Raw genomic sequence first — 12,386 nt, forward strand, 5'->3', positions numbered from 1 at the left:
ATGGATGGCGGCAGTGAGAGCACGGGGGCGCGGGCTTTGTCTGTGGTGCTGCGTGATGCAGCCTCGGTGCAGCGCTACTTCATGCCCCGCATTCGCGGTGGAGGAGTACTGGTCGAAACCCCAAACCTGTTGCCCATGGGCACCGAGGTGCTGCTCATGATCAGCCTTCCGGACAACCAGCCGCGCGCGCCCGTAACAGGTCGAGTGGTTTGGGTAACCCCCAGGGACAATCGCGACGGCTATCCGGCAGCCATTGGTATCCGCTTCATGAACGATCGCTCGGGCGTGCTCACCCGCATCCAGAACATCCTCTCTGGCCTCCCGGAGCACGCCGGCCCCGTACTGACCTTCTGAGAGCCGGGACGCCTCCCTGAGGCTTGCTCCGGTGGCGGTCCTGCATTACTGTAGGCACCTGTTGGAGAGGTACCGAAGTGGCCATAACGGCGCCGACTCGAAATCGGATGGGGGTTAATAGCCCCACGTGGGTTCGAATCCCACCCTCTCCGCCAATCACAAATCCCGCTACCAATCCGTTATTGAACTCGCATTCCACCACAAAATGCCTTGGTCGGACATGGTGGCTGAAGATTCGATCCCTTGTGCAGCATCGGCTCAGGTTACGGACCACAGACACTGGTGGTTCCTTTCCGGGCGTTGCCCGGTGTCCAAGCGTCTACGCGCAATAACGCGATGGGAGGTTCAACGGAACCCATCGCGTTTTTGCCAGAGGGATGGCCGGGGAGGAGAGGATTTTCCCTGCCCGTTGCCTATCAGATGGCTACCCAATCCTGCTCGCCGCGCCGCTCCCAGAGATCGCCCTGCGGCCCGATCTGGACGATGCTGAGCCAGCGGTGGTTTACCAGTCGTCCCAACGTCTCGTTACCAGCAATGATGCGATCCATGGCATCCTGCGGCGCTTCGACGAATGCCGTTAGGCGCAAGGGCTCGTGCTGCAGCCCGCTGTTGCTGTCGCGAAGGGATTGCTCGGACAGGCCGACACGCAGATCGCCACCGTTACCCTCGAGAACACCGATGGTCCCACCCACCACATTGTGCAGGACTTTGTTGCCGCAGCCCTGCCGCTGGTTGTCGACGATGGAGCCGTAGTACTGGAGATTGATCCAGTTGGCCACCACCAACGGTGCCGTAAGGATCAGGGTCAGCACCGCGTAGTCCGGGTCCTTGGACACGTCGTAATCGTGGAGGAAGGCGCGGCCGGCGAGATTCATCTCTCGGGTACGCCAGCGTGGTGCGGCGATGAATGCGGCATTTCCTGCCAGTGCCCACTCTGGCCGTACCTGCGACCAGTCGCGTCCGCGCTGCTCCAGATTGCGGGCCACCGCCTCTGGATCCCGCAGATCCGGCTCGAGGCGCAGCATTCGCTCGAGACGGGTAAGGTTGGCCGCTTGTTCCAGCGCCGCGCGTAACTCAGCCACCAAGGCTTTGTCCAGGCGGGGATCGTCCAAGCCCCCCAGAATATTCACCCGATCCGTGGTGGTGTCGTGGAGCGCCGCCAGGAAGCGGCAGCGGTCATCGATATCCCATCCCTTGTCCACCAGTGCCCGACGTACCTGTGGATCGTTCAGCAGATCAGCTGCGGCCCGCGCGTTGACTTCGCCGGTCTGCCCGGCGCAGGCGCCGCAGTCCAGTCCGGCTCGGTGCGGATTGTTGGTGGTGGAACTCCCGTGTCCGACAAGGAGCACGATGGGCGCGACGCCGCGATTCAATCCGAGGCCCGTCAGAATGAACTCCGCCATGGCGACGCGTTGTTCCAGCGTCAGGGACGTCGGCAGCACGCAGCGAATGCTGGAGCGCTCACGTTCCGTCAGCCCCGCCTCATCCGGCGGCAACGAGGGACGGTGCCAGGCCAGGGTGTCCGCCAGCAGTCGACCGACGTAGGAAAGGCCAGCCGTTTCCACGAAGGAAAAACAGGAAGCCGCGGAGAGCTTGAAGTGCTTCCACTCCGCTCCTCGGCGCAGTCGCCGGAAACGCCGCTGGACCGTTTCTGCAGGGGCCTCTTCCGTGACATGCACCTGGGGATTGAGTAGCACCGGGGACTGGGTTCTGGGGGCGTGATCTCCCTGTCGCTGATAATCCAGGAGCACCCCAAAGAAGCCCGCGAAGCCGATGGTATCCAGTGTCGGCATGACGCTCTCGAGGTGGCGCCGGAAGACCTCGGAGCGGACATCGATACAAAAGGCTGCCTGTACCCGGGGCGTGGACGGTTTCTGGACAGGCTGGCGGCGGATGCTGGTAGCCACCTGCCGCCGATAGGCGATCTCGGACGCGCGCAGGAGCACCTCTCCGCGCCGGGCTTCGGCCATGTCCTCACGTTTGTCGTCGATCCTCCAAGCCTGGATCTGGCGATACCAGCGCTCCACTACCCGGGCTTCTGCCGTCTGCCGCAAGAGCGCCTCCCAGACCATGCGAATGGTCAGCAGGTCCATGAGATCGTCCTGCGTCGATCCCTGCAACTCCGCTTGCCAGAGCAGGTAGCGGCACCAGCTGGCCCACCCGCCAATGGATTTCAGCAGGACAAACAGATAGGCCTCCTCAGCCGCTTTCGGAAGTTGGAGAATCTGCAGCGCCCATTCCCGAGCTTCGGCGCTGCGGGTTGGTGCCGCCAGAAGATCAGAGCGCATGCGCCGAAACCCCATGGCGCGGAGGGTGCGATCCACGAGGGTGTACTGTCGCCACGACCCAAAAAGGCCTTTTTCGCAATCCCTCGGGAATGGCCACAGCGACTGCCCGCGGTCGTAGTAGGCCGCAAGGAATCTACTGATCTGCTCGACAACGTACTGCGATACCGAAGGATGCCCCGGCCGATCCATGAGTTCGGGCAGGCGTGGCAGACGCATGGGCAATTCCGCCGGCTCGCGCAGATAGCTCCGCCACTGGAACTCATCCATATCCACGCCAAGATCCACGGAGGCCTGGAGGATGTCGGCCATGTTGAGTTTGCCCTTCTGGAGCAGGTCCGCATACCAGCGCCGGTCCATGATGACGCGCTCGCCGACGGTTTCCTGCAGATACGCCGCGGCATCGGCAACGGGTTGATCGGCAAAGCCCCAGTAGGGATTGACGGCGACGAAGCTATCCAGCGGCCACACCGGAGCGATTCTGCGAATCACCCGGTCATAGCGCTGCTCGGTTTTTTCCATGTTGTCGGTACTCATTGGGAACCTCCGGATTGACTGATGACATTCCGATTTCGCGCTACGGATTGCAAGGACTCCACCGCGAGATTCTTGCGCGGCAGGCTAACGCCCACACGCTCGGACCAGAACCGGTGCGAGAAGCGCTCTACCCACACATCCACGTACAGGCCGTTGTAGAGGTGGGTAAAGAGCACCAACTGGACCCTCTGGGAAAGCACGCCCCGCCCCGGGCCCTGGATCCAGCTCAGGCCGAGGAAGCCCAGCATCGTCAGCCCAAGGAGCCAGAAGTAGGGTGCATTGACCGGAACCGTGGCCTGGGTCAGGTCTGCGGTAAAGCCCCAGACAAAGAGTGTGTGCAGGACGAGGTAGGTCAGACCCGCACTCACCCCCAGCAACAGCGCCATCAGGCCGTCGGCAAGGTTGTCGAACTGCAGCCCTTTGACCAGGATCTGCGCTACCGCCACGCCGACGATAAGTACCAAGGCCATACCCTTGGGATCCCGGAACGGATCCTCACCGAACATCCAGGCTCCTCCTGCGGAAATGGCCATCCCCGCGAGTACCGCCAGCAACCACGAGGCCGTCGACGGGATCTTTTTTCCGCCGGGGGATACCTGGCGCAGCTGGTCCGTGACACTGCCCGAGGACAGGAAGGCGTGCGCCTTGTACAGGGAGTGTCCCACCAAGTGCAGCAAGGCCAGGGGAAAGAGTCCGAGCCCCAATTCCAGAGACATGAAACCCAACTGCGCTGTGGTCGACCACGCCAACATGGATTTGATGGCCGTCTGGGTGGTCATGACCAGCGAGGCAATCAGGACGGTGGCGAGGCCCATCAAACCCAGGAACCACAGGGCGTCCGGTACCCGAACCAAGAGTGCGGACGTGCGCAATGCGATGATGGCGCCGCTATAGACCACCCCAGCGTGCATCAGCGCCGATACCGGCGTGGGGGCTTCCATGACCTGGATCAGCCAGCCCTGAAATGGAAAGTGTGCACTCTTGAGAACGACCGTGCCGACGATCAACCACGCTGCGATCTGCAAGGGGAGCGGCACTCGGTCCGCGTGTTCGACGAATTGACGCAGGGCACGGAATTGCAAGCTGCCGATCTGGGAGCCGATCAAGCCCGTGGCACCCAGCAGAAACAGATCGGCCGTCCGGCTGAACAGAGACTTCTTGTGCGCCGCCATGATGGCCTTCGGCCGCTCGCCATAGAACTTGAGCAGTTTGTTCAGGCTGAAACCGGTGGCGATGATGGCGATGGTGAACAGGCCGATGTTGCCAGACACCACCACCAGCAAGAAGAAACCGCCGGTGAAGGCGAGCAGGCGAAAGAAGCGCGCCTGATGGGGGTCGCCATCCAGGTATTCCACACTGTATTGGGCAATCGTGAGCACCACGAACGATACCAAGGATGCCAGAATCAAGGTCAAGCCATCGACCGTCACGGAAATGGGTAGATCAAAGATAAGCCCGGGCAGGGGTAGATGGCCGATATCGAAATCTCCCCGGCTGCCCAGGAAATAGCTGAGGTCAGCCGCCAGTGCGGCCACGAGCGCCAGTGCAGCAGCCCAGCGGACCCGCTGGCGGGTCGCCAGGGCAGCGTTGCGGGTAGCGTGCACCGAAGGCAAGGCGGTGAGGACGAGCCCCGCCGGCATCAGCGCCAGTAGGGCTCCCGTAAGCCAGGGTATAGAGATTACGGTCTGCATTGCTGTCTCCTTGGGTAGAACTGCCGAGAGAGACAGTACCGGGGCTTGTTTATTTAATCCAATTTCATTATGTGATTATTACCATTTATATTGGTAAATGAAACGAATGCCGAGGAGCATCCGCCGATATCGCTCCCGCGCCGGTCGCGGACCTCGTCACAGGTGATCGGCCAGACCCGGCCACAATTTCACCAGCCGATCCGTGATGAACTGCTCTTGCGCGATGGTGAATTCCATGAACTTCTGCGCGGTCAGGGACAGCACCCTGTCGCGCGGATATACCAGGTACCATTTTCTCAGGATGGGGAATCCCTCCGCATCCAGCACTTCGACCGGGCCCTCGGTCCCCTCCAACGCCAGGGAGTGTATGGAGAGGATGGATATGCCCAATCCGCTGGCGATGGCGTGTTTGATGGCTTCGTTGCTACTCAACTCCATGGTGATGTTGGGGCGCAGATCCTTTTCTGCGAAAAGGCGCAGATAGGCGTGGCGCGTGCCGGATCCGGGTTCGCGGATGAGAAAGGGGGCTTCGGCGATGGCCGCCAATGGTACGGGCCTGCCCAGGCGGGTGAGGGGATGCCCACGGGGTACCATGACCGTGAGCGGATTCCAGGCGAAGGGCGTCGCCTCGACCGCCACCTCATCCGTTGGCACCTGTCCCATGACGTACAGATCGTCCTCGGAGTCCTGGATGCGCCGGATGATTTCGTCGCGGTTACTGACGGTCATGCTGAATTGGATACCCGGAAATTGCTGGCCAAAGGCTGCGAGCAGTTCGGGCGCAATATATTTGGCCGTGGTGACGACGCCCAAACGCAGTCTGCCGCGGCGTATCCCTTTCCGGTCGGCAATCTGTGTCTCCAGATTCTCGACGATGGCGAAGATCTCACGGCAGGCGGTGTAGAGATCCTGCCCTGCATCGGTCAGGCGGATCTCCTTGCCGATCTGTTCAAACAAAGGCAGCCCCACGATCTCCCCCAGCTTCTTCATCTGCAAGGAGACCGTCGGCTGCGCTAGGAACAGCGCATCGGCGGCCTTGGTGAAACTTCGGTGGTGGCTGACGGCCAGGAATACCTGCAACTGCCGAAAGGTGATCTGGCGCAGCAGAGTACTGAGAGACCGGGACTGCGCTCCTCGCGACGGTAGATTTTCCATGGGCGAAGCGTACTCCCCTAGGGTAGACGTTGGCGAGGTGGATGTGCAGTGGAGCGGAACGTCATCCCCCCGGGGATCAGGGGTAACTGGGCAAGAACGGCTCGCCGTCGATGGGAGCGAAGGCGCAGCGTCCGCGCCCTTGCGCCTTGGCCCAGTAGAGGGCCCGATCGGCGCGTGCCAGGGCCAGAGCCGTGGGCTGATCCTCTGCCAGTAGTGGGGTAGCACCCAGGCTGACGGAGAGACACACGTGTTCCCGACCGGACAGGGCTACCTCGGTACCACAGATCCGGCTCAGGATCCGGCCCAGTATATCGTAGCCCTCCTCGGGACAGCACTTGCGAAAGACGATGGCGAACTCGTCCCCGCCCAGACGACCGAAGAGGTCGGTACTGCGCAATACGTCCCGGATGATCTCGGCGGTGGTCCTGAGGACTTTATCTCCAGCCAGATGCCCGAATCGATCGTTGACGGCTTTGAAGTGATCGAGGTCGACGATCACCAGCAGGCTCTCCTCGGGATAGCGCCGCAGATGCCGGATGTACTTGCCCGTCTGCTCCAGAAAGGCCCGACGGTTCAGCGTATCCGTCAAATCGTCCCAGGTCGCCAGCCGAGTCAGCGCCGCCTTGGCCTCTACCTCCGCCGTCACATCGCGGAAGATTCCTTCCACACCGAGCAATTCGCCCCCGGCACCCTTCAGTGCCCTGCTGGTGATGGCGACATGCACCACCCGCCCGTCCTTGTGGCGCAAGCGCGCGGGATGGTCGCGGATTTCCCCATGCTTCTGGATGGCTTCTACCACCAGTGACCGTTCCTCCGGCACCAAGTAAAAGTCCGCCGCTGGGCGTCCCAGCACTTCTTCTACGGTGTAGCCAAGCATGCGCATCGACCCGGGACCCACCATGACCAACTCCTGGCGCTCATTGGTTCGGTAGAATACGTCGTGCATATTCTCAAAGAGGCGCTGAAAGTTTTCTTCCGAAGCCTTGAGTGCGGCGTCCATCTTCAGCAGTTCCGTCACTTCCGTACCCGAGGCCAGATCGATGCGCAGGCCATTTACCCGTGTCGTGGCACTCGACACGACAACTGCGCGGATGGCACCGGTGCGCGTGCGCAGACGAATCAGGGTAGGTGCGTTTTTTGGGTGGCTTTCCGTCAATGCGCTGAATCTATAAAGGACCAACTCTTGATCGAGGGGATGAACAAATTCGATAATGTCCTTATGTAGGAACTCCTCCGCTTCGCTGCCATCGAGCAGAGCCATGGCAGCAGTATTCAGGAAAATAATCCTGCGCTTATTGAGAATGACATGCGGGCTCGGGCAAATCCTCAAAACATCCAGTCCGCCAAGGTTCATCAGCGCGGAAATATAATCCGATCCTTCTGAAGGAGTCCCATCCGTGCGCACAAAACCTCCTGTTTAAACCCATTATTTTCGCGTAGGTGGCCAGAACCCGGACACGGTGAACGAGGGCCGAACTAGATCAGCGAATCCTATCATCGCTCGTGCCCGACGTCACCTTAGCCCAGTAGCAAGCGTGAGAACTTATCGAGCTATGGTCAAGATTGGTGTATGAGCATTTGCTAACACGATTCAGGCGGCGTCCTGTTGAGGATCCAGCCGGGTTTCGTTGGCAGGCATCCCATCGACAAATGTCACCCCGGCAAAGAGCTCGCGCAGTCTTTCCGGATGCTGAATCCCGCGCCAGTGTCTCTCTGCCTGCTGGATGAGCTTGTAGCTCAGGCCAAGGAAAGTGGCTCGAGAGACACAGTTTTTAGTGCGGCTGCTGCGTTGCCGTACGGTGGCGAAGGTCGATTCGATGGCGTTGCTGCTGCGGATATGCCGCCAGTGCTCTGCCGGGAAGTCGAAGAAGGTCAGCAGCACGTCCCGGTCCTTCTCGAGCTTTGCGACCGCTCTGGGATATTTGGCCTGGTAGTCCCGCACGAAGGCTTGCCAGGCTTTCTCCGCAGCTTCACGGGTGTCGGCCATCCAGATCGCCTGCAGGGCGGCCTTGGCTTTCCCCTGAAGGCGCTTCGGTAGCTCGTTGAGGATGTTGGCCGTCTTGTGCACCCAACAGCGCTGATGACGGGTTTGTGGGTAAATCTCGTCCAGGGCGGCCCAGAAACCCATCGCCCCATCTCCTATGGCCAGTAGTGGCGCCTCCTGCAGCCCGCGGTCGCGCAAGTCCCGCAGGATCTCTAGCCAGGAGGCTTTGGACTCCCGTAAACCGTCGGTGACCGCCACGACCTCCTTCTTGCCCTCGGCCGTCACGCCAATAATGACCAAGAGACACATCCGGGGATCGTCCTCCGCCCGCAGCTGGGTATAGACCCCGTCGGCCCACCAATAGGCGTAGCGTTTTCCCTGTAGAGACCGGCGCTGCCATTGGGCATGCTCTTGCGCCCATTCGACTTTCAAGCGTCCCAGCACGGCCGGAGAAAGCCCCTTGGCCTCCTCGCCCAGGAGAACAGACAGCGCCTCGTGCATCCGTCCCGACGATACCCCGTGCAGGTACAACCAGGGGAGCGCTGCGGCCACGGTCCGCGACTTGCGCACGTAGGGCGGTACCAGGGAAGAACGGAAGACCACGCCCGAACCGGAGCGGTCTCGCACCTTGGGGACCTGTACAGGCACGGGGCCGACCGCTGTCAGGATCTCCCGCTCCGGCAGATATCCATTCCGCACGACGGCCCGGCGACCATCGACCATGCGTACCGCGGCATACTCCTCCAGCAGCACCTGCACCTCGCCCTCGATGGCCTGTTGGATCAGCTGGCGCGCGGACCGCCGCAATAAGCCCTCGATGTTCAGGCCCAACTCTCCCATTCCTCCGTCGAAACCAGTACTCTCTTGCATGGCGCACTCCTCATTCGTTGCGAATCGGATCCAGAAACCCTTTTCTAGCAACAGTGCGCCACCCTCCTCAAGCTAGTTGTAGACCTCCCGTACACCAGATTCGAGCATAGCTCGAACTTATCTGCGTGGGAGCGCTTTTTCCCTGTATCTGGAAAGGGATCGCGATCACGGTGCAACGATATATCTGTTCTGTTATTTTTTCTTAATGCACAATGCACTCCATAGATTGGATGGTTACGTTGTCTCTTTCTTGTAACATAAAAAGAGAAGACCTTTTCCGCGGGCTGCTCCGGCGCTGGCGTCCAGTGGCTGGCGGTAGGGCCGGCACCGGCTGCATAGGCGATACACACCCATGATCCATAAGGCAAGCGCCCAGCGCTGTGGAGAACACAGGCGCTGGGTGCTTGCCGTGGACTGCATCGATGGTCGTAAAAGGACTTGTCTGACAGCGCTGGTGACTCGCCGCCGGACGAACAGCTATTGCTTCTCGCCCTCTACCTCGACCTTGATGGCGATGGCATTGGATAGCCCCTCGGGAAGATAGGCGTCCATACCAAAATCCGAGCGGTGGATGGTAGTTGTCGCCACAAAGCCCGAGAGATAGCCGCCCCAGGGTTTGGGCAAATAGGGCACATTGCCGGCACCCAGCTCGTGGACCTGGAACACCACAGGCTTGGTGACCCCGTGCAGAGTCAAATTACCGTAGAGTTCTCCCGTCTTTTTCCCGGTCGGGACATACTTGGTGCTGACGAAGGTAATGTCTGGATACTGCTTGACGTCGAAGAATTCCTTGCTGCGCAGATGTTGATCGCGCAGGGGGTAATCCGTATTGATGCTGGCGGCGGGTATGGTGATGTGCACCCGATCCTTGGCCGGGTCTTGCGCGTCGAAGGTATAGGTGCCGGAGATCTGGTCGAAGCGCCCCGTAAATTCGGTAATGCCGACGTGGCCGATGGTGAAGAGCACGTTGGTGTGCTGGGGATCGATGCGATAGGTACCGTCGGGATTGCCGTCGAGATAGGCATAGTGTTTGGCTGGCGCGGCGCAGGCCGTCCCGGCCATCAGTACGGTGGATACGGCCAGTGCGGTCGTCAGGCGTTTTGCGAACATGGCATTTCTCCTATTTTACCCAAACAGTTTCTTGCTGATTTCCGCCACATGCCGCCCCTGGAAGCGGGCAATGGCGAGTTCGTTGGCCGAAGGCATGCGGCTGCCGTCGCCCTTGGCCAGGGTGCTGGCGCCGTAGGGGGTGCCGCCGCTGATCTCGTCCATATTGAGGAGTTCTGCGCAACTGTAGGGTACGCCGACGACGATCATCCCCTGGTGAAGCAAAAAGCTGTGGAAGGACGTGATGGTGGTTTCCTGGCCGCCGTGCTGTGAAGCGGTACTGACAAAGACGCCGCCGACCTTGCCCACCAAAGCGCCCTGTTGCCAAAGATTACCCGTGCGGTCGAGAAAATTACGCATCTGTCCGCTCATATTGCCGAAGCGCGTAGGCGTCCCAAAGAGAATGGCATCGTAGTTCGCCAGGTCGTCGGGGTGCGCTTCGGCCGCTGCTTGGGTCGTTTTGGCGTGCAGACTGGCCAGGGTCTCCGCCGGCATAGTCTCGGGGACGCGTTTGACGTCCACCTGGGTTCCGGCCACGGAACGGGCACCTTCGGCTTCCGCCTGGGCCATAGCTTCCACATGACCCCACAGGCTGTGGTATAGCACCAGAATCTTAGTCACGATATCTCCTCCTTGCTGGACTCCACCTGGAGTCTGGGGTTCAATAGAGCACTCTCGATTCCCTTTGTAAAGTAGGTACTTCAAAGTAACTAATATGCGCCAATCCCGACAGGAACAGGCTTGCCCCATGGACCAACTGTTGCGGCTGCTGATGGGGCCGTGGACCACCTACATCCTCTGGGTGCTGGAAAACCAGGGCACACTGCGTTTTGGCGCCCTCAAGAAAGCCATCCCCGGAATCTCGTCGCGCATGCTCACCGAGCGCCTGCGCGTTCTGGAAAGCGCACAGATCGTCTTCCGAGATTACCGCCCCACCGTCCCGCCAGAGGTGCGCTACGGTTTGACGGAGCGCGGACGGGAGCTTGGGGCAGTGCTGGCTGAACTGAACACCCTCGCCCGACGCTGGTTTGGCGATGAAGAAGATCCCGCCGTAGAGGAGCGATCCGCGCCAGCCTCGGGCTCTTGATCCATCGCCTGCGTTGACAACCTCGCCTGTCCGTTTGCTCGGTGTCTTGCCCTGTGCCGTGAATTAGCCAGGGGTTTGTAGCGCTTTTCTTCCAAAAATCGGCGCTCACGTACGCGCTAGACGGCTACCTTATGCAACTCGCGCTGCAGTCAGGTACACTGGGGTCAATATCGGGAGAGAACGTGCTCAAACTCGAACAGATCCAGAAGAACGCCGCCATCACGGGCCTCGAGCCCGGGCAGGTGGTGCGCATCGTCACCACCGAGCCGGTGGGCGACAATGCTCTGACCGTCTACTATGTCGGTCAGCGCGAAAAAATGAACAGGATGCGTGCCAAATCAGCAATTCAACTGAACACCTTGCATGGTGGACGATCGACGGTCCTTTTTTTATGAATCATGCCAGTATGTCGACGATCGCCCCGCTGGCATGTGTTCACGCCGGGACGCTGACGATTGTTCTACCGATGACGCTGATTAACAGACGAGGACAAGATCCGCAAAGTCATCACCGAGGAAATCCCGGCGCGGGTGGCGCAGGACAAGGCCTACCAAAACGCGCAGGCGAACTCCGACAAGCAAATCGCCAAACTGGAGCACAACAAGGCCCTCAACCGGGTGGTGTTCGAGCTGCTGTCCGACCACACCGAACTGTTCAAGCAGTTCAGCGACAACCCCAACTTCAAGCGCTGGCTGACGGACACCGTTTTCGATGCGGCCTATCAGCAGGGGACGGTTCCGCCGAAGACGCGACCGCAGACTGGGGCGTCGGCGTGATGACCGGGACGAGAGAGGAGTAGGTATGGAATTAAATCTGGCCAAAACCGTCGTCAGCTACCTGAAGGCGCATCCGGATGAGAAATTCACCGCGCGCCAGATCGCCGAGTGGGTGTTTGCGACCTACCCCGAGCAGTGTCAGGCCAAAAAGCAGAGCAGCCAATACCTCGAAACGGATGCCGAACTGGTACAGCAGATCGTGCGCGAGATCAGTTCCCAGTTGCCGCGCCTGCAAAGGAAGCATCTGGAGCTGAAGACGACCGAGGGGCGGCCGCGCAAGCATTACTACTCGGACCGAACGGACAGCGCCGAGGTGGCGGCGGTCGAGTGCGAGGATGCAGCGTCAATGACGGACGCGAGCACCTTGAACATCGATGAGTGCGCGCTTTATTCGATGTTGTCGCAGTACTTGTGGGAGGAGTTCGGAGTATTCTCCAAGCGTATCGAAGAAAAGCGCTCGTCCAACAAGCGCGGGCCCAACGGCAACCGCTGGCTGTACCCGGATGTGGTCGGCATGGAGGATTTGAGCAAGGAATAGCA

At 60.4% G+C, this 12,386-nt stretch carries 12 protein-coding genes and 1 tRNA gene; 6 read left to right on the plus strand and 7 right to left on the minus strand.

Annotated features, from left to right (window positions below; translation table 11 throughout):
* Together ACAty_RS04990 and ACAty_RS04995 are read left to right on the plus strand one after the other, a co-directional pair.
* A complete protein-coding gene (locus ACAty_RS04990; protein ID WP_014002570.1) occupies positions 1-354 on the plus strand; it encodes a PilZ domain-containing protein in 354 nt (117 codons plus the stop codon).
* Positions 355-417: 63 nt separating this feature from the next.
* Positions 418-509 (plus strand) — tRNA-Ser (locus tag ACAty_RS04995).
* 261 nt (positions 510-770) lie between these two features.
* Here the strand turns inward: ACAty_RS04995 and ACAty_RS05000 are convergent.
* From ACAty_RS05000 to wrbA, 7 genes are all read right to left on the minus strand, one after another.
* Positions 771-3,176, minus strand: a complete 2,406-nt coding sequence (locus ACAty_RS05000) for a YbcC family protein (protein WP_004871471.1) — start codon at positions 3,174-3,176, stop codon at positions 771-773.
* On the minus strand, positions 3,173-4,867 hold the full coding sequence (locus ACAty_RS05005) for a proton-conducting transporter transmembrane domain-containing protein (protein WP_004871473.1): 1,695 nt from the start codon (positions 4,865-4,867) through the stop codon (positions 3,173-3,175). Before ACAty_RS05005 ends, ACAty_RS05000 begins: the two co-directional genes overlap by 4 nt.
* Positions 4,868-5,023: 156 nt before the next feature.
* On the minus strand, positions 5,024-6,022 hold the full coding sequence (locus ACAty_RS05010) for a LysR family transcriptional regulator (RefSeq protein WP_004871475.1): 999 nt from the start codon (positions 6,020-6,022) through the stop codon (positions 5,024-5,026).
* 76 nt (positions 6,023-6,098) lie between these two features.
* A complete protein-coding gene (locus ACAty_RS05015) occupies positions 6,099-7,283 on the minus strand; it encodes a sensor domain-containing diguanylate cyclase (protein WP_004871477.1) in 1,185 nt (394 codons plus the stop codon).
* Positions 7,284-7,613: 330 nt separating this feature from the next.
* Positions 7,614-8,876 (minus strand): IS256 family transposase, encoded by a 1,263-nt coding sequence (locus tag ACAty_RS05020; RefSeq protein ID WP_004868469.1) that lies wholly within the window; start codon positions 8,874-8,876, stop codon positions 7,614-7,616.
* 477 nt (positions 8,877-9,353) lie between these two features.
* Positions 9,354-9,986: a YceI family protein gene (locus ACAty_RS05025; RefSeq protein WP_004871482.1), complete on the minus strand. Its 633-nt coding sequence runs from the start codon at positions 9,984-9,986 to the stop codon at positions 9,354-9,356.
* Between the two features lie 15 nt (positions 9,987-10,001).
* Complete coding sequence (gene wrbA / locus ACAty_RS05030) at positions 10,002-10,604, minus strand: NAD(P)H:quinone oxidoreductase (RefSeq protein WP_004871484.1); 603 nt, start codon at positions 10,602-10,604, stop codon at positions 10,002-10,004.
* 127 nt (positions 10,605-10,731) lie between these two features.
* Here wrbA and ACAty_RS05035 point away from each other — a divergent pair, with 127 nt between their 5' ends.
* From ACAty_RS05035 to ACAty_RS16270, 4 genes are all read left to right on the plus strand, one after another.
* Entirely contained in the window at positions 10,732-11,070 is a 339-nt protein-coding gene (locus ACAty_RS05035; RefSeq protein WP_004871487.1) for a winged helix-turn-helix transcriptional regulator, read from the plus strand.
* Between the two features lie 182 nt (positions 11,071-11,252).
* Positions 11,253-11,465, plus strand: coding sequence for a hypothetical protein (locus ACAty_RS05040; RefSeq protein WP_004871489.1), 213 nt, complete (start codon positions 11,253-11,255; stop codon positions 11,463-11,465).
* Positions 11,466-11,600: 135 nt separating this feature from the next.
* A complete protein-coding gene (locus ACAty_RS05045) occupies positions 11,601-11,846 on the plus strand; it encodes a hypothetical protein (RefSeq protein WP_004871490.1) in 246 nt (81 codons plus the stop codon).
* Between the two features lie 25 nt (positions 11,847-11,871).
* The gene (locus ACAty_RS16270; RefSeq protein WP_004871493.1) at positions 11,872-12,384 is read left to right on the plus strand and encodes a hypothetical protein; all 513 of its coding nucleotides are present in this window, start codon (positions 11,872-11,874) and stop codon (positions 12,382-12,384) included.
* Positions 12,385-12,386: the final 2 nt, after the last annotated feature.

The sequence above is a fragment of the Acidithiobacillus caldus ATCC 51756 genome (genome assembly GCF_000175575.2).
GTDB classification, from domain to species: domain Bacteria; phylum Pseudomonadota; class Gammaproteobacteria; order Acidithiobacillales; family Acidithiobacillaceae; genus Acidithiobacillus_A; species Acidithiobacillus_A caldus.

Excerpts from the sequence above, each read along its gene's own strand:
- ACAty_RS04990 (WP_014002570.1), top strand. The coding sequence starts at position 1 with ATGGATGGCGGCAGTGAGAGCACGGGGGCGCGGGCTTTGTCTGTGGTG.
- ACAty_RS05000 (WP_004871471.1), bottom strand. The coding sequence starts at position 3,176 with ATGAGTACCGACAACATGGAAAAAACCGAGCAGCGCTATGACCGGGTG.
- ACAty_RS05005 (WP_004871473.1), bottom strand. The coding sequence starts at position 4,867 with ATGCAGACCGTAATCTCTATACCCTGGCTTACGGGAGCCCTACTGGCG.
- ACAty_RS05010 (WP_004871475.1), bottom strand. The coding sequence starts at position 6,022 with ATGGAAAATCTACCGTCGCGAGGAGCGCAGTCCCGGTCTCTCAGTACT.
- ACAty_RS05015 (WP_004871477.1), bottom strand. The coding sequence starts at position 7,283 with ATGGCTCTGCTCGATGGCAGCGAAGCGGAGGAGTTCCTACATAAGGAC.
- ACAty_RS05020 (WP_004868469.1), bottom strand. The coding sequence starts at position 8,876 with ATGCAAGAGAGTACTGGTTTCGACGGAGGAATGGGAGAGTTGGGCCTG.
- ACAty_RS05025 (WP_004871482.1), bottom strand. The coding sequence starts at position 9,986 with ATGTTCGCAAAACGCCTGACGACCGCACTGGCCGTATCCACCGTACTG.
- ACAty_RS05035 (WP_004871487.1), top strand. The coding sequence starts at position 10,732 with ATGGACCAACTGTTGCGGCTGCTGATGGGGCCGTGGACCACCTACATC.
- ACAty_RS16270 (WP_004871493.1), top strand. The coding sequence starts at position 11,872 with ATGGAATTAAATCTGGCCAAAACCGTCGTCAGCTACCTGAAGGCGCAT.